Raw genomic sequence first — 21,011 nt, forward strand, 5'->3', positions numbered from 1 at the left:
ATTTGAATGGTCATCAAATGGTTTATTAAAATTTTCAGGCATTATTTTTTACCTCCTTGTACACGGATTCTTGGATCAATTACACCATAAAGAATATCTACGATAAAAATTGAAACGATAAATAATGTACTAAATAAAATTGTAGTAGCCATAATAACTGAGAAATCATTTGTTGTAATCGATCTAACGAATTGGTCCCCTAAACCAGGTACACCAAAGATATTTTCAATAGTTAAAGTCCCTGTTAAAATACCGGCTAACATTGGAACAATAATTGTAATAATAGGAATTAATGCATTTCTTAATGCATGTCCAAAAAGGACTCTTATCGGAGAGTTACCTTTAGCTCTTGCTAATAATATGTAATCAGAACTTAGTACCTCTATCATTTCAGCTCGAATATAACGAGCTACTGTGGCCATTACACTTGCTGATAATGCTAAGGAAGGCAATACTGCTGTTGAAAATCCTTCCCATCCTGCCACTGGAAACCATCTTAAACGTACTGCAAAAACGTATTGTAATAGTACTGCTAAGACGAATGAAGGTACTGATACTGCTATAACAGAAATAACAGTAGTTGTATAGTCTACCCAAGTGTTTTGTTTCGTAGCAGCAGCTACACCTAAAATTAAACCTAAAATCACTCCAATAATCATTGCAGTAATACCCATTTCCATAGAAGGAATCAATCTCGGTTTAATTAATGACCAAACTGGTTGATTATGATATTGGAACGAATAGCCAAAATCTCCAGTTACTACATTTTTTAAATAATGAAGATATTGCACTGCTACTGGATCATTTAATCCATATTTTTCGTTTAAAATTGCTTTTTGTTCAGCACTTAATTTAGCATCATTAAATGGTGATCCAGGCATCATTTTCATTAAGAAAAATGTAATTGTGATGATAATAAATAACGATAAAACCATATATCCCAAACGTTTTAATATATATCGCGTCATCATATAGTCCCCCTTTACTAAATATTCAAAATTAACATTCCCTTCAAAATTTTCAGAAATATTTATACATATTATATATACTATTTTCATAAAATTGCAATATAATTTTACATTTTCTTAATATAAGTGTAATTTTTATATATATTATTTAAAAGAATATAAATTTTAGATTTTATTTATAGTAAGTTTACAGTAAATTAGACTATATAGATAAAAAAGTCGGAGGTATACATGAACAATATTAAAACTTGGTTTATATGGCTCTTTTTGCCACTCATATGTACTTTTTTACTTTGGATGTTCGTAACTCAACATTCGTTTGTCTCATTTATTAATATCTTATTTTATATATCACTTGTATTATTTATATTGTTATTTTTAATTCTCCTTGTACAAGAAGGTATATTTGATGCTACAAGTTTTGGTTTTAGACGCATGCGTTATCAACTCGCTTCTCGCTCTAAGAAAAAAACTTTAGAGAACGATGACTTTTTCAATCCAAAACAAGTAAAAAAAGAGCATTATACCATTTCAACATGGTTACTACCTGCTCTAATACTATGTGCATTTTACTTCATTTTGACTATTCTCATTTCACTTTTTCTATAATATAAAAAAACCATGCATCTTATTGCATGGTTTTCTACTCTTAACTTAATTTTTAATCTTTAAACTTTTTAAATACTAATACTGCGTTATGCCCACCGAAACCTAGACTATTACTCATTGCATATTCAATTTCTAAATCTTGTGCTTCATTTGGAACAATATCTAAGTCACATTCTGGATCTGGTGAATCTGCATGAATCGTCGGTGCAACTTTAGAGTCACGAATAGATAATGCAGAGAAAATTGCTTCAATTCCCCCAGTAGCACCTAATAAATGTCCTGTCATCGATTTAGTTGAGCTAATTTTTAAGTTTTTAGCTGCATCTCCAAATGTATTTTTAATCGCTTTAATTTCATACAAGTCACCTACTGGCGTACTTGTACCATGTGCATTTAAGTATTGAATATCTTTAGCTTCAATACCTGCATCATCTAAAGCCGCTTGCATTGCACGAGAACCACCTTCGCCTTCAGGTGCTGGTGCAGTAATGTGATAAGCATCTCCAGTTGAACCATATCCTACAATTTCAGCGTAAATTTGTGCGCCACGTGCTTGCGCTGATTCTAATGATTCAATGACTAAGATACCAGCGCCTTCACCCATGATAAATCCGTCACGTCCTTCTTGGAAAGGACGACATGCTGTTTCTTTATCATCGTTTGTTGATAATGCACGACTTGCACTGAATCCTGCAAGTGCCATATGCGTAATAGGTGCTTCAGTACCACCAGTAATCATAGCATCAGCAGCACCTCTTTGAATGATTTTAAATGCTTCACCGATAGAATTTGTACCTGTTGCGCAAGCAGTAACAGTTGAACCATTAGGTCCTTTTGCACCTAAATCAATTGAAACTTGCCCAGTAGCCATGTCAGGGATAAGCATTGGAACAAAGAAAGGACTAACTCTTCTTGGTCCCTTATTCTTCAGTATTGTATGTGCAACTTCAAATGTTTCCATTCCACCAATACCTGAACCAATCCAAACACCGATACGATTAGCATTATCATCATTGATAGTTAAATTAGCATCTTCTACAGCTTGTCTTGCCGCTACTACTGCATATTGTGTAAAACGATCCATGCGACGCGCATCTTTTTTCGAAATATGATCTTCAATATTAAAGTCTTTTAATTCACCTGCTAAGTGAACGTTATATTCTTCAGTATCAACGCGTGTAATTGTATCAATTCCATTGACACCTTTTAAGGCATTTTCCCAATTTGTTTGGGCATCGTTTCCAATAGGTGATAATGCACCCATACCAGTAATTACCACTCTTTTGTTTTCAGTCATACATTAATTCCTCCTATTTACCCCATTTGATTACCATAGCGCCCCAGGTTAGGCCGCCACCGAAACCTACGAGTACTAAAGTGTCATCATCTTTAATTCTTCCGTTTTCTAACTCTTGTTGAATACTTAAAGGAATCGAAGCAGCTGACGTGTTTCCAAAACGGTTAACTGAAACACTCATTTTTTCTCTTTCAATACCCAATCTTTCACGTGCTGATTCCATAATTCTGATATTTGCTTGATGTGGTATAAACATATCAATATCATCAGATTCTAAACCCGCTTTTTCAACTACACGTGTAGACGCTTCGCCCATAATTCTTACAGCGAATTTAAAAACTTCGCGTCCATTCATTACTAGTTTACCAGTCTCTTTATTTAAATATAAATATTTTCCACCTGACCCATCTGAGCCCATTTCATAGCTAATAATACCTCGTCCTTCTGAGACTTCACCAATTACTACTGCACCTGCACCGTCTCCAAATAGTACAGCAGTTGAACGATCAGTTAAGTCAGTGATTTTGGATAATTTATCCGCACCCACTACTAAAATATTTTTATAGTCTCCAGATTGAACATATTGTTTTGCAGTAATCATTGAATACATGAAACCTGAGCATGCAGCAAGTTGATCCATAGTAGGCACTTTACCAGTACCTAATTTTTCTTGTAGTATATTAGCTACAGATGGAAATGGCATATCTCCAGTTGCTGTAGCTACAATAATCATATCTATATCATTCGGTTTAATACCAGCATCTTCAATTGCTTTCTTACTTGCTTCATATGCTAAGTCTGACGTATCTTGGTCGTCACGAGACCAACGTCTTTCTTTAATGCCAGTCATTTTTGAAATCCATTCATCAGACGTATCTAAAAAACCTTCAAAATAGGCGTTATCGACTACTCTCTCAGGTGCATAAGCACCAAAACCTTTTATACCTACGTTCATGAACGTACACCTTCTCACTTCATTTTTTAATACCAGGTATTAATTTAACATACTTTTTAAATCTAACTCAAGTAGTTACACTTGATTAGACGATTTTGTTAAACAGTCACGAGCCAATAATTCATATAAAAAATGGCACAAATTTTTATACATTCTCTACTAATACTATACAAATAATTCACTTTACTTTAAAATGATAATATATATAAATTGGAGGTCATATATATGAAATACCTCGTAACTTTTATTTGGGCGTTAATCTTAACACAAATGGTTAACTTTGTACTTAATAGTTTAAATGGTGGCGGCAGTTTAGATGTGATTAAACCAATTATTATTGCAATCATCATTACCATTGCTATTGCCATTTTAGGTGCTATGATTAAACCTAATGATTTCGCTCGTAAAGGGAATAGAGACGTCTAAATGGTATTGTATTACGTGTTTGGAGTAATATAACGCTCTTAACAAGTTTAATAATAAGAAAAGGCATTGGAAAGCTTTGCTTTCCAATGCCTTTTTATATACTATTCAGCTGAAGGTTTTTGTACATCAAATGTTAATTCTTGACTATCGTTAAGATCAACATTTACTTTTGTACCTTCTGGCATATTTTCTTTAATCATCATACGAGCAAGTGGTGTTTCAATTTGACGTTGTACAAAACGTTTAAGTGGTCTAGCACCAAATTGTGGTTCGTATGCTTCTTCACCTAACCATTTTTTAGCTTCGTCTGATACTTCAATTGAAATACGTTGATCCATTAATCGAATATTTAATTGAGTTAAAATTTTATCTACAATCATACTCATATCATTTATAGATAATGGTTTAAATAATACAATATCATCCATACGGTTTAAGATTTCTGGTTTAAAGAATGCATGTAAACTATCCATAACTGCTTTTTCAGTGCTTTCAGTAATTTCACCAGAATCTTTAACATTTTCTAATAATATTTGTGAACCAATATTACTTGTCATGATAATAATTGTATTTTTGAAATCTACGCTACGACCTTTAGAATCAGTTAAACGCCCTTCATCTAAAATTTGAAGTAACACGTTGAATACATCACTATGTGCTTTTTCAACTTCGTCGAGTAGAATAACTGAATATGGGTTACGTCTTACCGCTTCAGTTAATTGACCACCTTCATCATGGCCTACATAACCAGGAGGCGCACCAATTAATCTAGAAACAGAATGTTTTTCCATATATTCACTCATGTCAATACGAATCATATGTTTTTCAGAGTCGAATAATGATGAAGCGAGTGATTTAGCTAACTCTGTTTTACCTACACCAGTTGGACCTAAGAATAAGAAACTACCTATTGGACGATTAGGATCTTTTATACCTGCACGCGCTCTCACTACAGCATCTGACACAAGATCAACCGCTTTATCTTGCCCTACGACACGTTCATGTAAGATATCACTTAAGTTTAATAATTTTTCTCTTTCTGTTTCGACTAATTTAGAAACTGGAATACCTGTCCATTGGCTTACAATATCTCCAATTTCCTCATCAGAAACAACTTCGCGAATCATGCGTTCATTATCGCCTTGTTCATCATGGAAAGCTTCTTCGTATTCTTTTAATTCTTTTTCTAATTGTGGAATCGTACCATATTGTAATTCTGCTGCTTTTTCATAATTACTTTCTGTTTGCGCATCTTCTAAAGCTTGACGACTACGATCTAATTCAGCACGTTTTTCTTGAACTTTCGCGATTTTTTCTTTTTCTTGTTCTACACGAGATTGTAATGACGCTTGTTTTTCTTTTTCATTTGAAAGTTCTTCTTGTAATTCTTCTAATCGATGTTTACTTGCATTATCTGATTCATTTTTTAATGCACTTTCTTCAATTTCTAATTGCATAACACGGCGATTAACTTGGTCTAATTCAGTTGGATTTGATCCCATTTCTGTTCGGATAGTTGCACAAGCTTGGTCGACTAAATCAATTGCTTTATCTGGTAAAAATCGATCAGTAATATAACGATCTGATAATTCTGCTGCTGCTACTAAAGCACGGTCTTGAATACGCACACCATGATAAACTTCATAGCGTTCTTTTAAACCACGTAAGATTGAAATTGTATCTTCTACGTCAGGTTCACTTACACCTACTTTTTGGAATCGACGTTCTAAGGCTGAATCTTTTTCAATATATTCTCTATATTCATTTAATGTTGTAGCACCGATACAATGCAATTCACCACGAGCTAACATTGGTTTTAACATATTACCAGCATCCATTGCACCATCTGTTTTACCAGCACCAACTAACATGTGAATTTCATCGATAAATAGGATAATACGTCCATCTGATTCTTTCACTTCTTTAAGTACTGCTTTAAGACGTTCTTCAAATTCGCCTCTAAATTTTGCACCTGCAACTAATGCACTTAAATCTAATTCAAAAATAGTTTTATCTAGCAATGATTCCGGCACATCTTTACGTACAATACGTTGTGCTAATCCTTCTACAATTGCAGTTTTACCTACACCAGGCTCTCCAATTAATACTGGGTTATTTTTAGTTTTACGGCTTAAAATTCGAATGGTATTACGGATTTCTTCATCTCTACCAATAACTGGATCCATTTTGCCTTGGCGAACTTCTTCTACTAAATCTCTACCATATTTCTCTAAAGCTTCATAATTTACTTCTGGATTTTGTGAAGTCACATGATTTCCTCCTCTAACTTTAGTAATAATTTCTTTGACTACTTCTTCTTTATTTCCTACAAATTGTTGTGTTGTTTCATCAATGTCCATAGCAGCACGTAAAATATGTTCCATTGAGATATATTCATCTTCATATTCTTTCATATATGACTCAGCTTTATTTAATAATTCGTTTGCTTTTGAGCCAATATATTGTCCATATTGAACATTATCACCTTGTACTGATGGATAGTGTTTTAATTTTTCACTATACGCTTGATTTAATTGATCAGTGTCTATATTTGCACGTTCTAAAATACTTTTAAACAAACTTTCGTCTTCTTCTAAAGTTCCTTTTAGTATTGCTTCAATTTCAATATTTTGTAATTCATTTTCTTTACTTAATTCAATTGCTTTTTGCAAAGCTTCTTGTACTTTATAAGTCATTTGATTGATATCCAAATGTATTCACCCCTACTTTTTGTATAAGAGTATGGTCAAATACTTCTTCGTTTGACTTTGACTTTCTTTGACCTTAATTACATTATAGACCTTCTTTACTAATTAATCAACACTTTTACTCATCTTTTTAACAATTCAATAAATCCTATCATATCAAGCATTCATTTACGTTTCATTCATTACTTATCATATTACCTTACTATTTAAACATTGTTACCTTAATTTTTTCTTAAATGCTAAAAAAGGATTAACTTTGTGAGCATCCTCAACTAGTTAATCCTTTTTAATTATTTATTTTTTAGTCATATTTTTTAGTATTTCATCCGATAATGCTTGTACCCCACTATGTTCTAAGTGCACACCATCAGATGCAAAATATTCAGTGTGACCGGCAGAACGTTTATACCAGTCTACTAAAACAACATTTTTATGTCGCTTAGCTGCGTCTGAAAGTTGTTTATTTACATTATCTTGCCAGCTTCTCGGTACCCTTGTATTAACTAAATATATTTTAGCTTTACCAAATTTACTAATAAGTTGATCAAGCTCATCTTGAGTAAAATCTCCATTTGTACCAAGTTCTAATACAACTTGATTTGATGGTTTATTATAATTAGTATAATTATTTGCAACTATCAGGGCTTCTTGTAAATGACGACCTACTTTACCATCTATAGTTGCTTTAGGAACTTGAGATTTAAATTCTTCACCAATATCTACCATAACTGAATCGCCAATAAGTAATGGGCTGATATTTGTGTAAACTTTATCTTTATTCTCACTCTTACTTGTTTGTCCATTTAACTTAATATTTTCACCGGGCATCATTTTGACTAAATATTTATCAGCAGTACTTGTATTAAAACTGTTTGCTTTATTTGCAATTTCATCTTTTCCAAATCGATCAAATGCACCCATAAATATTAATAACAATGGAATCACAGCTATGATAGTAACGATTGTTCTTATAAATTTAGGTTTACGTAATCGGTCAAAAGAAAATGCACTTAATCCTTCACGTCTAAATGGTGTTTCAATATAACGATAAGATAATTCCGCAAACACCACAGTTAATAGTATATCTAAGATATATACATATATTGGTAACTGACCATCAACAAAATGTATATGTAGAAAACTAATGACGGCGAAATGCCATAAGTATAAACTATATGAACGTTTTCCGATATACACTAACAAAGGATGTCCTAAAAATTTAGCAATCATTGTAGATGGGTGAACGACACTTGCAATAACAAATAATGTCACTAAAGATATCAAATAAAACCCACCATTGTATATCCAATCACTATCGTCATTAACTGTAAAGAATAAAATAATTAAGATAAGTAGGCTACCTATACCAATACCATCTATTGCACGACGTAATCGTTGTGGTGGATTAGCTTTTAATTTAAATGGTGGCCAAACAAATGCTAATATGACGCCTAATAATAATGTTTGTAAACGAGTATCTGTACCAAAATAAACACGTGAATATCCCACATTTGGTTGTGATATAATGACCATTTCTAATAAAGAGGCCAATGATACTATCCAAAATATAAGTGTCACATTACGATATTTTTTAATCGTAAGTAATAATATCACTAAAACGAATGGGAAAAATAAATAAAATTGTTCTTCGATAGCAAGAGACCATAAATGTTTAAGAGGCATGAATGAAAATTGTTCAAAATAGTTAACATCTTTAGCGATATACCACCAATTTGAAACATAAAATAACGCCGCAATAATATCATGTTTAACTCTAATAATTTGTTGAGGTTCAAATAATAAGGTCGCAATACCTACTGTTATTAATAAAGCTATCACCGCTGGCAGTAGACGTTTTATGCGTCTAATCCAAAATTGTTTAAGATTAATAATTCCTTTTTCTTCATACTCTCTCAAAAGTAAACTTGTAATTAAGTATCCTGAAATGACGAAGAAAGTATCTACGCCAATAAAACCACCAGTTAGCCACTTTCTATTCAAATGATATATAATGATGCCTAATACGGCAATTGCTCTTAGACCATCTAAACCAGGCATATAGCGCATTTTTATTTTATCATGAACGCCCTTTTCTAAATTTTGTTTCATTGTTCACATTCTTTCCCTATTAAATAATAAATTTTCAATAAATTCATTAGATATAAAAGCACTAAAATCAGAATAACAATAAAGTTAATTATAGAAATTTGTATGTATGATTGGTCATTCTATAGTCTATGAATTTAATACACTGTATAATATGATTCTGTGTTTTATACTAAGTTGACTGAAAATTTGATATACAATTAAATAAAATATAAATTCATTTTCATTGATTAATTCTTAATTGTTGAAAATTATACTTTTCTTAAGATATAAGTCTTATGTATTGTAGTATAACCTAGAAGTAAATTCAATTTATATTACAATTGTGTCATTTCTTTTTTACTCATTTAAAAATAAAATTGTCACATTCTTATATATTAAAAAAGAGAGTAGAAGAAAAATTCATCCCCTACTCTCTATTAAATATTATATGAAGCTCTTCATAATAAAGAGCTTCATACAATTAATGCTGTCGAGCTCACTTAAATTTATCCAACGCCTAATGCGATTTTTGCATATCTAGACATCATATCTTTATTCCATGGCGGATTCCAAACAATATTAACTTCTGTATCTTGAATCTCTGGAATTTCGGCTAATACTGTCTTAATTTGATCGATGATTTGTGGTCCAAGTGGACAGCCCATAGATGTAAGTGTCATCTCTACAGTACATAATCCTTCATCATCAACATTTACTTTATATACTAAACCTAAATTAACAATGTCTATACCTAATTCAGGGTCAATTACCATTTCCAAAGCGCCAAGGATACTATCTTTTAATGCTTCTTCCATTAGTATCACCTCTCAATAATTATCTTTACACTAATATATCAAATATCCGACAAAACGCCAATAAAATGCTATGATACAAATAAACTAATATTTATGAACTGTAATGCAAGGAGATATTTATGAAACCTTATTTAATTTGTTTAGATTTAGATGGAACATTATTAAATGATAATAAAGAAATTAGTGATTATACAAAAAAAGTTTTAACTTCCTTACAAAAACAAGGTCATTACTTGATGATTGCAACTGGACGTCCTTATCGTGCAAGCCAAATATATTATCATGAACTTAACATGAATACACCTATTGTTAATTTTAATGGTGCCTATGTTCATCATCCAAAAGCAGATGACTTTGAAACCAAACATGAGGTATTAGATGTAGACATCGCTAGAAGTATGATAGAGGCACTTCAAAAAGCTAATGTTACAAACATTATTGCTGAAGTGAGAGACAGTGTCTTTATCAATGACCATGATCCTCGATTATTTGAAGGTTTTTCAATGGGCAATCCTAAAATCCAAACAGGCAATTTATTAGAAAAACTTGATGAATCTCCAACTTCCATATTAGTGGAAGCTGAAGAAGTGAATATCACACGTATTAAACAAATGTTAACTCGTTTTTATGCTGAAAATATTGAACATCGTCGTTGGGGTGCACCTTTTCCTGTTATTGAAATCGTAAAACGAGGTATTAGTAAAGCTCGTGGCATTGACTATGTTAAATCATATTTAAATATAGATTCTTCTAATATTATTGCATTTGGAGATGAAGATAATGATTTAGAAATGATTAAATATGCTCAATACGGAATTGCTATGGACAATGGTTTAGATGATTTAAAACATATCGCTAATCATATCACTTATTCCAATAACGAAGATGGAATTGGGCGTTACCTAAATGAATTTTTCAAACTAGAAATACCTTATCAATAATAAAAATGAGAGTACTTAAAGTAAGATTCTAAAAATTATAATTGTATCTCACTTGTTTACTTCTTAGTTATGGAGGATATGTATGGCTAAAATTATTATAGTTGGTGCTGTTGCTGGAGGCGCAACATGTGCAAGTCAAATTCGTCGCTTAGATAAAGAAAGCGACATTATCATTTTTGAAAAAGATCGAGATATGAGTTTTGCTAATTGTGGTTTACCTTACTATATTGGACATCTCGTTTCTGATCGTCATCAAATATTGCCTATTACACCAGACATTTTTAAAGAGAAGAAAAATATTGTAGTTAAAACACATCATGAAGTAATTGAAGTAAACGATCAACAACATGTCGTACGTGTATTAAATCATCAAACAGGCGAAACATTCGACGAAACTTATGACAAATTAATCTTAAGTCCTGGCGCTAGTGCGAATACTCTTGGATTTACTAATAATTTTACTTTCACTCTAAGAAATGCAGAAGATATGGACCAAATCGATCAATATATTTCTCGTCATAAAGCTAAGCGAGCATTAGTTGTCGGTGCTGGTTACATTTCATTAGAAGTATTAGAAAACCTTTATCAACGTGGTCTTGATGTGACATGGATTCATCGTTCAGATAAAGTCAATAAATTAATGGACCAAGATATGAATGCAGCCATTTTTAGCGAAATTGATCAAAGAAACATTTCATATAGATTAAATGAAGAAATTGAATCAATTCAAGCGCATACTGTTTATTTTAAATCTGGTATACATGAAGATTTCGATATCATTATTGAAGGTATAGGAACTCATCCTAATTCATCATTTTTACGTTCATCAAATATTCATATAGATAAACAAGGTTTTATTCCTGTTGATGATTGCTTTAAAACAAATATACCTGATATTTATGCTCTAGGTGATGTCATCACCTCACATTATCGCCATGTAAATATGAATGCTCAAGTACCTTTAGCTTGGGGTGCTCATCGTGCAGCAAGTATTATAGCAGAACAACTCTCAGGTAATAAACATATTACATTTAAAGGTTTTCTTGGTTCAAATATTGTAAAATTTTTTGACTACACTTTTGCGAGCGTAGGAATAAAACCTGAAGAATTAAGTCTATTTAATTATGAGATGGTTGAAATTAAGTCTGGTGCACACGCAGGATATTACCCAGGTAATACACCCCTACACTTACGTGTCTATTTTAATAAAGACAATAGACAATTAATACGCGCCGCAGCAGTTGGAAAACAAGGCGCCGATAAACGTATTGATATTTTATCAATGGCTATGATGAATCAACTTACAGTAGATGAATTGGCTGAATTTGAAGTTGCCTATGCGCCTCCTTATAGTCATCCTAAAGATTTAATCAATATGATTGGTTACAAAGCACGCAATATATAAAAAGAATCGTTTGAGTAGACACTCAAACGATTCTTTTTACTTAACTTAAACCGAACATTTTAGATAATGGACCCCATGGTAAGATAATTCCAAGAGCCATAGTAATAATAATTAAAATAATTGTTGCCCAAAATAAGCCATGACTAGGTGCATGTTTTTTCTTTTAGCTAATGATACTTCCATTAAAGCAACAACACCTAAGCCACATAACATTTTTAAAGTAAGAAGCATGTGGTTGCCACCTTCACCATGACTCGCTGCCATAAACTCTTCAATTAATTCCCAAAATCCTGAGAATATTGTAAGGAGCATAAAGACTCTAAGCCCCATATGTAATGATTTAAAAGTTGGTGTTGGCCCCTGTGATTTTGAAATGTGTAAAAATGCAATAATATATAACACAATGGTTAAAACCCAACTCACAATATGCATATGTAACAAGACTTGATTACCTCCAATATTTATAATCACTTTCTTTTAATTATCATAACATATTTCCACTTTTTAAGTATTAAAATTTAAAAAGGAGAGAAGCCTTAGCTTCTCTCCTTTTAAACATAACTAGCATTATTATTTGGCAATATAAGTTGTCAAAGTACCAATGTTATCAATAGTTACTTTAACTTCATCACCTGGTTGTAAGAATTTTGGTGGTTGTAATCCAGCTCCTACACCCGCTGGAGTACCGGTTGCAATGATATCACCAGGATGTAAAGCAACATATTTAGAAATTTCTTGAATTAAGTCATCAATTTTATTAATCATTTGACTAGTGTTTCCATCTTGGCGAATTTCATTATTCACTTTAGTGACAATATTAACATTTTCTGGAGTAGGTAATTCATCTTTAGTAACAATATATGGTCCCATTGGGCAACCACCTGTTAAACTTTTAGATAAGAATGCTTGATCTTGTGTATTTTGAGCAGTGCGGTCTGTAATATCATTAATGATAGTATAGCCATAGACATAATCTAATGCTAAGCCTTTAGGAATCTTTTCGCCATATTTACCGATCACAATTCCTAATTCACCTTCGTAATCTAACTGATCTGTAATATCTTTATGATTTGGAATTGTTGCGTTATCACCAGTTAAAGAAGAAGCTGCTTTAGTGAACACATATAAACGTTGCACTTCATGATTTAACTCAGAGGCATGATCTTTATAGTTACGACCAAAAGCAATAACATTATTCGGTGGTGTTACAGGAGGTAAAAATTCAATATCATTAAATGAGAATTTATACTGATCTGCTTTTCCACTATTTTCAACAGCTACTATTGCTTTACGTACTTGTTCTTGGAAATCAAGTGTTTGGTTTTGTTGTAAACCTTCAAGTAGCGTTTGTGGATGGAAGTCTCCTTCACCAAATTCAGCAAAAATTTGTTTTAAATCCCATACAGCGTCTTCACGCTTTACTTTAACGCCATATGATTCAGCGTTATTGTATTTGAATGATAAAAATTTCATTCATTATCAACTCCTCATCTATATCTTATTTCATATTATAACTTTAATTATTAATAAATAACAAATATATATGTCTGAAATTTTAGAAATTTGACGCATCTTTTCTAAAATAAAATAAGATTGATATTATAAAGCATCTTCAATGCTCATCTCACCGAATTGGAAGAAATATAAATAGCCGTTCACTCTTTTATTTAGTATTGTTTCTAAGGTGTTTTTGTAATATTTCATTTGAATTTTATACTTATCACGTAATTGTATTCCAATCTCTTGATCCGTCAGCCCTCTTCTTCGATTAAAAGCATCTGTTTTGTAATCTACAAAATAATATTGATTATCTTTAATAAAAATCAAATCAATCATACCTTGGATAATGGAGACATCTTCATCTAAATCTGGTATTTCATCTACACGTGCTTGATTAACTACAAATGGTAGCTCTCTGTATACTTCATCAGCTTGTGCAATTTTCATATATAAGTCACTACGAATAAATTCCATAATTCTTTCAAATTGGATATCTTTTTTAGCGTCTTCTTCAATAATGTGTTGATCAATTAACATATGAATATAGTCATCTAACTCTATTTCAGTTAATCGTTGTTCTCTAAATGGAAGATGCTGCATAACGGTATGCATCAATGTACCAATTTCATTAGCTTTACGTTTTCTTTCTTGTCTTAAGAATTTAGGACGTTCATAAGTATAAGCACCAATGCGATATTGTCTTACTCTATCGTAACTTGTTCCATCTTCTTTAGTTTCTAATTGACGTTTTAATTCAGATACAGATTGTTTTGATGGCTTTTGAGTATTTTTTATAAATGGATACTTAAACGTTAATTGATGAATCATTTGTTGTTCGTTTTCTTTATTATTCGGAGCCTCTTCTTCAATATCATTGATAGTTCGATGTAATGTCTCATTTGAATCACTTATTAAAGATAATTCATCAAAATGAATGATTTTCAAATCTACATATGGTTTCAAACTGTCATCTAATTGATTGATAGATGTCTCAAATTGATAATCGGATGTGATAGATTGAGATAAGTGTTTCGCTAAAATACTATATACCAGATTAAAAGGTCGTTCTACTGATAATCTTTTATGAAGTGCAATGAGTTGATTTGAAATAGGCAAACGTTCATACTTTCTTAACTTTTCTTCTTTATCTACCGTTCCAATTAGAATGAGCTGTTCTTTTGCACGAGTTAATGCCACATACATTAAACGCATCTCTTCAGAAATCAATTCTTTTTCTGTTAACGATTTAACAACTACAGATGAAAGTGATGGATAAGAAATATTATCTGTTAAATCATAGTACTCCATTCCTAAACCATATTTTTGATTTAATACTAAAGGTTTCCGAATATCTTCTTTATTAAAATTCTTAGAAAGACCAGAATAAATAACATATGGAAACTCTAAACCTTTACTGCTATGAATTGTCATCATTCGAACTACATTATCATTAGGTCCTATCACATTTTCTTCACCAAAATCTTTTTTACGCTCTATCAATTCATCGATAAATCTTATAAATTGATAAAGTCCTCTAAACGTAGAGTTTTCAAATTCTATTGCTTTATTAAACAATCCAAAAAGATTAGCACGTCTGCCTTTACCACCAATCAGTCCGCTAAAATATTGAATGACATAATGATCATTATAGAACTTATCAATTAACTGATACACAGGATGTGTTTGCCCATAATCTTGATATAAATGTATATCTTCAATAAAACGACGTAATTTATCAACTAATTGTGTGTTAGCTTGATCATATTTTATATAGTGTAAAATTGATTGATAAAAGTAATCATCATTTGAACTGACTACTCGAATTTCAGCAAGTTCATCTTCAGTAAATTGATAAATAACAGAGCGCATTAACCCAACTAGATAAATATCTTGCAATGGGTTATCAATCGTTCTAAGAAACGATAGTACTAGTCGTACTTCCGTTTGTTCAAAATAACCTTCCTTACTATTAACATGGAACGGAATATTATTATCTTTAAATACTTTTTGCAAACGTCTAGCATTACTCATTCCACGTTCTAAAATAACAATATCTTTATAAGTTGCTTTACGATAGGCATTGTTTTTCGCATCGTAAACGAGTTTATTATCAAGGATATGCTTTACTTGTTCAACTACATAATATGCTTCTTGTTCCTGTCTATCTAAGTCTGTGTCCTCATTTTCAGATTTAATCAGCGCATGTAATTCGAGTGGCATTGGTTTTTCTGGATAATAATGAGCGCCGAAATATAAACGCGCATCGACATCATAATTAATTTCTCCAACCGCTTCATCCATCATATGATCAAAAAGATAATTAGTCGTTGAAAGTACTTCCTTTCTTGAGCGGAAGTTATTAGATAAGTCAATTCGAAGTCCCGTTTGTTGCCCTTCTTTAGTGAATCGATGATATTTACTCATAAACAATGTAGGATCCGCTTGTCTAAACTTATAAATAGATTGCTTTACGTCTCCCACCATAAATAAGTTGCCATCTAATTCATCACCACGTTTGATAGTAGATATAATTGCCTCTTGTACCTGATTGGTATCTTGATATTCATCAATAAGTATTTCTTCAAATTGATGACGATAATCTTTAGCGATAGTAGAAGGCATCCCGTTTTCATCTGTTAATATTTGTAAGGCAAAATGTTCATAATCTGCAAAGTCTAGTACATTTCTACTACGTTTTTTCTTAGCAAAATCATTAATGATATCTTTAATGATTTGAACTAAATATTTTATCCGAGGCGCTAACTGTTTCATATCGTCTTTAAGTTCATCTACTGACCGCATTAAATATTTATTTTTTACATCTTGAATGGTTTCATTATATTCTTTATAGAAAGATTTAATATCTTCAAGTGTCTCTAAATCTTCATTTTCTTTTTTTATTTTTGATGACATTTGTGGAAATTTTTCAGGTGTATGATTAAGAAGTGCATCTCTATTCAAAACACCATCTTCTAATATGCTTTGACATATCATTTTCTCTCTTTGGACAACTTCTAAATGTTTTTCAACAGCATTACAATAGGATAAAAGATTTTCTGCTTCAAGAAGTGAGTCAAATGCTGCTTTCATATATATTTCTGCAAGTATTTTTAATTCTTTAAGGTAGTCTTGTTGCTTCTCATCATTCTCGTAAGGATCAACTAATGAATCTAACCATTTAAATGGTGAAGGATTAGCTATACTAAAATAATAAAATCGCTTTAACATTTCTCTAAATCCATCGTCATTTCTATCATTTGATAGTTGTTCGACTAAAGTCAAAAATTCAATATCAGGATTTTCATAATGATGTTCTAGTACTTCATCAATTGATTGCTCCAATAAAAGTACGTTTTCTACTTCACTAATCGTTCTAAAATTAGGGTCTAGTTGGATAACATCATAATGTTGTTGAATCACCTTTAAACAAAAACTATGCAGTGTAGAAATTTGAGCTTGATGTATTTTTATACGTTGACTTTTTAAGTGTTCATTCTTAGGATCCTCTAATGAAGCTTGTTGAATACGTTGTTCTACACGATGTTTCATCTCTCTAGCACTTAAGTTCGTAAATGTTACTACAAGTAATTTATCAACATCTACTTCATCTCTTAAGATTTTTTGAATAATACGTTCAACTAGAACAGCTGTTTTTCCTGAGCCAGCAGCTGCTGCAACTAGTATATCTTGTCCTTTTGCATATATACTGTTCCATTGTGCATCCGTCCATTGTGCGTCTTTAGGTTTTATCGGAATATTATTCATTGTCCTCACCGCTTTCTAATTCGACCTCTTGAATTGCTTGAATTGGATTAATCGATTCATCTACATGGCGATAATGTTTACTATCAATAAGGCTATCTACGTGACATACTGACTGGAAACTACAAAATTCACATGGTAATTTGTCTTCAAATTTAAGTGGAGCTACTTCTGTATGACCATCCATAATATTTGAAGCAGTCTCAATAAAATTATTTTTATTGTGTTGAATAAATTTATGAATCGTTGTTTCATCAGCAACTTGGCTTCCCCGTGCACTAATACCTCCATCTTTTTTTAATGTCACGGGTACAATATCTGATTTAGATATCTCGTTAAGTCTTATATCCATAGCATCGATAACTTCAGCATCACTATTGATTAATCCTTTTAATTTATATTCTTTTAGAATAGCTTGATTAATATTTTTCTTATTTAATGCCTCTTCAGTTAAATCGCCCCATTTTTCAAATTTCAAACGTTCATCATGAATGTGGAAATATAACAATCCACCTGGTTTAACCTCTGAACTTAAACCAAGTCGCTCTGAATTTTGTAATACGATATCCATATACGTCATCATTTGCATCTGTTTACCATAATAAACTTTTTTCAAATTTAAATTGGCGCTATGATTAGATGATTTATAATCAATAATATTTACAAAACTTGTATTATTTTTTGTATAAGTATCGATACGATCAATTTGTCCACGAATATGAATCGGAACCCCTTGTGTCGTCATTAAGGGATGTGCAATCAACTCTTCTTCAGTTCTTGGTTTCTTTCTAAAAGCAGTTTCAAAACGTTTTGGTCTAAATTTTGTATTCTCATTTTGATAACGAAGTGCCTTTAAAGTACTTTCAACAATGACACCTATACGTTTAGATACATAACGATAATATGCATTGGAATCCATTAAATTAAATTGCACTTGTGGTAAAACATGTTGTAGAGCTTCTTCTGTAAGTGCATGGATTTTCTGATTATCCAGTTGACTAAATTCTCCGTTTACTTTATCCGAAATATATTTTAAAGCATTATGAAAAATATTACCTAAATCAAAACTTTCAAGTTGATATTTGGTACGTTCATTTAAACGAAGACCGTAAGTAGTATAATGTTGGAACGGGCAATCATTATAACCTTCAAATCGTGAAACACTAGCATTAATAGACGTTCCATATAATGCTTCTGACAATTGTGGTGTGAGTTGAATGGTTTCATTATCATATGTTAATGCTGTTGATAAATAGTTTATACTGTCATTTAATTCTTCATTTTCACTTATAACTTTATAAGCATCAAGCCACGTATCTGCTACCGCTTCTTCTTCCAACCACGATTTCAATGCTTCAAATAAATGAATTTTAGTTTGATGTGGATGTTCCATTAATGTAAGAGGATAAGCATGATGCAGATAATGAATATTTTGGATATCCAAATTACTGAACAATGCTTGAATCTGATTTAAAAATGGACTTTTCTCTTTTTCATCTCCTTGCATCCCCATAAGACTATATGAAAAAGTCATTTGTTCACATGCACGTGTCATAGCAATATAGCATACAAATGCTTCATCCATTTGTAAGATATCAGAGGTTGGACTTAATTCAACACTTCCCTGTTCCTCTAACAAACGTTTTTCTTCATCAGTGATTAAGCTTGAAGATGACATGGGCTGTGGCATCACTCCATCATTCATCCCAACCATATAAACGTGTTTTTTATTATCAACTTTTGCTAAATCCATAGTCCCTATGCTCACTTGATCCAATGTTTGAGGAATCATTACAAATTCGAGTTGTTCAAGTCCAATGTCAAATACTTCTAAGAATCGATTTAAACTCATTTCTTCTTCTTCAAATACTGTGACTAAATCATCTAGTATTTGTATTAATCCATTCCATAATTGGTCAATTTCTTCTGCTTTCTCATGGTCCCCTTTTAAATCTAGTTCATCACGGTGAGCCATTAAATATTTAGGTAAATCAAAAGCTTCCATTGTTTCATAAAATGCAGTTGCATAATCTCTAACATTTTTAGAGTGAAGCATGGCTTGTTCAAAACGAAGTATTTTATTTACAACATCATCCTTTAAGCGTACGACGTCTTCAAATGCTTCTTTTTCTTCTTCAGTTAATTGATGCTCTTTACGTCCCATTTTTGTAAAATTATCGATATTAAACAATTTATCATCTAACCATTTTTTACCGTAAATACCTCGTTCAATGACAAAGTTTTCTAATAGATCAATTAAGTAACTACTATTTTTAAATTGATGAGATAAAATATTGGTTTTAAATAGTCTCATCATTGGACTAAGCCCCATATTACTTTGGATAACTTCTAATAAAGAACGTATCATTTCCATTATAGGATGATGTGTCATCGATTTTTTAGTATCAATATTATAAGGAATATCGTATTGTGGCAAAATAGATTCAAATAGATAAGCATATGTTTCATCTCTATATAAAATTGCAATATCTTGATATCTAAAGTGTTTATCACGTGTATCTTTAATAATACGTCGTGCTATTTCATTAACTTCTTCTCTCATATTCGATGACTCAAGTAAATCAATATAACCATGTGATTGAGTTGGATTAACTTGAAGTGCGTCAAATTGTTGTTCTAATTGTAATAAATCTTTATTTTTGAAACGATATGGTGTTGTAAAATAATGTTCATTTAAAGGTATATGTAATTCATTTGCAATTTCTTTTAAGTGAATAAGTACGTCAGAAGGTTTTCTAAACATACTAAAGTGATCTTCATTACCATCTGTAGTTAATAATATAGTAACTTGTTTAGCATTTTGTACTAATGCTTTAATAATTTGATATTCAAGTGTTGAAAAGTTATAAAATCCATCTATATAAATATCAGCATGCTTAATCCACTCAGATTTGTGCATTATTTCAATAAAATAATTAAGACTGTCTTCAGCGGTAATAAATTCTCCATTTAATCGTTCTTCAAAATAATGATAAATAAGCGAAATATCTTCTAGTTTATGTCGGGTTCTTGTTTGTAATTCATTATCTTCTAAAAATGAATCAAGTTGATGAGGTGTTACAGAATATTTCTTAAAATCTTGGATTTGTTCACTTAATTTTTCACTAAAACCATAATAATCTGCTTGAGATTGATATAATTTCATTTCTGATTTGTGTTGTTGAACGATATTGAATATCATCATTTCAATAGCTGCTTTAGTTAAACGTGTTTCAGTTAATCCTCCGAGTTCTTGAAAGATTCTATAGCTCAAACGTTCAAAATGTAAAACTTCCGTTCTTAAACTCCCGTTTAACTCTCGATCATTTACGAAAGATTGCTCCAATTGAAACGTACTTTGGGTAGGTGCAATCAAAATGATAGGATCTCCAAGAGGATTTTCTTTCATTTGTTGTTTAATATTTTTAATCATATGATACGATTTACCGGTACCAGCTCTTCCAAGATATGTATTTAATTCCATTATCTACACACTCCTTTAAACTCATTTTACCACGGAACATACGTTCTTAAAAA

General features: G+C 31.5%; 13 protein-coding genes and 1 pseudogene. 4 read left to right on the plus strand and 10 right to left on the minus strand.

What is annotated here, in order from left to right; translation table 11 throughout:
* Positions 1 to 41: 41 nt before the first annotated feature.
* On the minus strand, positions 42 to 968 hold the full coding sequence (opp3b, locus tag HMPREF2647_RS02730; RefSeq protein WP_017175826.1) for an oligopeptide ABC transporter permease: 927 nt from the start codon (positions 966 to 968) through the stop codon (positions 42 to 44).
* A gap of 231 nt (positions 969 to 1,199) precedes the next feature.
* On the opposite strand from opp3b, the gene HMPREF2647_RS02735 reads away from it, so the two are divergent.
* Entirely contained in the window at positions 1,200 to 1,577 is a 378-nt protein-coding gene (locus tag HMPREF2647_RS02735; protein ID WP_017175827.1) for a DUF3899 domain-containing protein, read from the plus strand.
* A 52-nt stretch (positions 1,578 to 1,629) separates the two neighbouring features.
* On the opposite strand, the gene fabF is transcribed toward HMPREF2647_RS02735, so the two are convergent.
* A complete protein-coding gene (gene fabF / locus HMPREF2647_RS02740) occupies positions 1,630 to 2,874 on the minus strand; it encodes a beta-ketoacyl-ACP synthase II (protein ID WP_049382334.1) in 1,245 nt (414 codons plus the stop codon).
* Between the two features lie 13 nt (positions 2,875 to 2,887).
* Positions 2,888 to 3,829 (minus strand): beta-ketoacyl-ACP synthase III, encoded by a 942-nt coding sequence (locus HMPREF2647_RS02745; protein ID WP_002488368.1) that lies wholly within the window; start codon positions 3,827 to 3,829, stop codon positions 2,888 to 2,890.
* Between the two features lie 225 nt (positions 3,830 to 4,054).
* Between HMPREF2647_RS02745 and HMPREF2647_RS02750 the strand changes: the two genes are divergently transcribed.
* Positions 4,055 to 4,255, plus strand: coding sequence for a DUF2929 family protein (locus tag HMPREF2647_RS02750; RefSeq protein WP_017175830.1), 201 nt, complete (start codon positions 4,055 to 4,057; stop codon positions 4,253 to 4,255).
* 101 nt (positions 4,256 to 4,356) lie between these two features.
* Here the strand turns inward: HMPREF2647_RS02750 and clpB are convergent, their stop codons facing one another.
* The 3 genes from clpB to HMPREF2647_RS02765 all read right to left on the minus strand — a co-directional run bounded on the left by clpB (position 4,357) and on the right by HMPREF2647_RS02765 (position 9,866).
* Positions 4,357 to 6,966, minus strand: coding sequence for an ATP-dependent chaperone ClpB (gene clpB, locus HMPREF2647_RS02755; RefSeq protein WP_048761195.1), 2,610 nt, complete (start codon positions 6,964 to 6,966; stop codon positions 4,357 to 4,359).
* 291 nt (positions 6,967 to 7,257) lie between these two features.
* Entirely contained in the window at positions 7,258 to 9,072 is a 1,815-nt protein-coding gene (locus HMPREF2647_RS02760; RefSeq protein ID WP_017175832.1) for an acyltransferase family protein, read from the minus strand.
* Between the two features lie 485 nt (positions 9,073 to 9,557).
* Entirely contained in the window at positions 9,558 to 9,866 is a 309-nt protein-coding gene (locus tag HMPREF2647_RS02765) for a metal-sulfur cluster assembly factor (RefSeq protein WP_002448080.1), read from the minus strand.
* 119 nt (positions 9,867 to 9,985) lie between these two features.
* On the opposite strand from HMPREF2647_RS02765, the gene HMPREF2647_RS02770 reads away from it, so the two are divergent.
* Together HMPREF2647_RS02770 and HMPREF2647_RS02775 are read left to right on the plus strand one after the other, a co-directional pair.
* Positions 9,986 to 10,807, plus strand: coding sequence for a Cof-type HAD-IIB family hydrolase (locus HMPREF2647_RS02770; RefSeq protein ID WP_017175833.1), 822 nt, complete (start codon positions 9,986 to 9,988; stop codon positions 10,805 to 10,807).
* A gap of 82 nt (positions 10,808 to 10,889) precedes the next feature.
* The gene (locus HMPREF2647_RS02775) at positions 10,890 to 12,212 is read left to right on the plus strand and encodes a CoA-disulfide reductase (protein WP_017175834.1); all 1,323 of its coding nucleotides are present in this window, start codon (positions 10,890 to 10,892) and stop codon (positions 12,210 to 12,212) included.
* A 40-nt stretch (positions 12,213 to 12,252) separates the two neighbouring features.
* On the opposite strand, the pseudogene HMPREF2647_RS02780 reads toward HMPREF2647_RS02775, so the two are convergent.
* The 4 genes and pseudogenes from HMPREF2647_RS02780 to addB form a co-directional block, all read right to left on the minus strand.
* A pseudogene (locus tag HMPREF2647_RS02780) lies at positions 12,253 to 12,653 on the minus strand (YisL family protein).
* 129 nt (positions 12,654 to 12,782) lie between these two features.
* Positions 12,783 to 13,685 (minus strand): fumarylacetoacetate hydrolase family protein, encoded by a 903-nt coding sequence (locus tag HMPREF2647_RS02785; protein ID WP_049379475.1) that lies wholly within the window; start codon positions 13,683 to 13,685, stop codon positions 12,783 to 12,785.
* A 126-nt stretch (positions 13,686 to 13,811) separates the two neighbouring features.
* Positions 13,812 to 17,477, minus strand: coding sequence for a helicase-exonuclease AddAB subunit AddA (gene addA, locus HMPREF2647_RS02790; RefSeq protein WP_017175837.1), 3,666 nt, complete (start codon positions 17,475 to 17,477; stop codon positions 13,812 to 13,814).
* The gene (addB, locus tag HMPREF2647_RS02795; RefSeq protein WP_070859502.1) at positions 17,470 to 20,958 is read right to left on the minus strand and encodes a helicase-exonuclease AddAB subunit AddB; all 3,489 of its coding nucleotides are present in this window, start codon (positions 20,956 to 20,958) and stop codon (positions 17,470 to 17,472) included. Before addB ends, addA begins: the two co-directional genes overlap by 8 nt.
* Between the last annotated feature and the right edge of the window lie 53 nt (positions 20,959 to 21,011).

This window comes from Staphylococcus sp. HMSC035D11 (assembly GCF_001836075.1).
GTDB lineage: Bacteria > Bacillota > Bacilli > Staphylococcales > Staphylococcaceae > Staphylococcus > Staphylococcus hominis.

Excerpts from the sequence above, each read along its gene's own strand:
- HMPREF2647_RS02765 (WP_002448080.1), bottom strand. The coding sequence starts at position 9,866 with ATGGAAGAAGCATTAAAAGATAGTATCCTTGGCGCTTTGGAAATGGTA.
- HMPREF2647_RS02775 (WP_017175834.1), top strand. The coding sequence starts at position 10,890 with ATGGCTAAAATTATTATAGTTGGTGCTGTTGCTGGAGGCGCAACATGT.
- HMPREF2647_RS02745 (WP_002488368.1), bottom strand. The coding sequence starts at position 3,829 with ATGAACGTAGGTATAAAAGGTTTTGGTGCTTATGCACCTGAGAGAGTA.
- HMPREF2647_RS02760 (WP_017175832.1), bottom strand. The coding sequence starts at position 9,072 with ATGAAACAAAATTTAGAAAAGGGCGTTCATGATAAAATAAAAATGCGC.
- opp3b (WP_017175826.1), bottom strand. The coding sequence starts at position 968 with ATGACGCGATATATATTAAAACGTTTGGGATATATGGTTTTATCGTTA.
- HMPREF2647_RS02735 (WP_017175827.1), top strand. The coding sequence starts at position 1,200 with ATGAACAATATTAAAACTTGGTTTATATGGCTCTTTTTGCCACTCATA.
- HMPREF2647_RS02770 (WP_017175833.1), top strand. The coding sequence starts at position 9,986 with ATGAAACCTTATTTAATTTGTTTAGATTTAGATGGAACATTATTAAAT.
- addB (WP_070859502.1), bottom strand. The coding sequence starts at position 20,958 with ATGGAATTAAATACATATCTTGGAAGAGCTGGTACCGGTAAATCGTAT.
- HMPREF2647_RS02750 (WP_017175830.1), top strand. The coding sequence starts at position 4,055 with ATGAAATACCTCGTAACTTTTATTTGGGCGTTAATCTTAACACAAATG.
- HMPREF2647_RS02785 (WP_049379475.1), bottom strand. The coding sequence starts at position 13,685 with ATGAAATTTTTATCATTCAAATACAATAACGCTGAATCATATGGCGTT.
- addA (WP_017175837.1), bottom strand. The coding sequence starts at position 17,477 with ATGAATAATATTCCGATAAAACCTAAAGACGCACAATGGACGGATGCA.
- fabF (WP_049382334.1), bottom strand. The coding sequence starts at position 2,874 with ATGACTGAAAACAAAAGAGTGGTAATTACTGGTATGGGTGCATTATCA.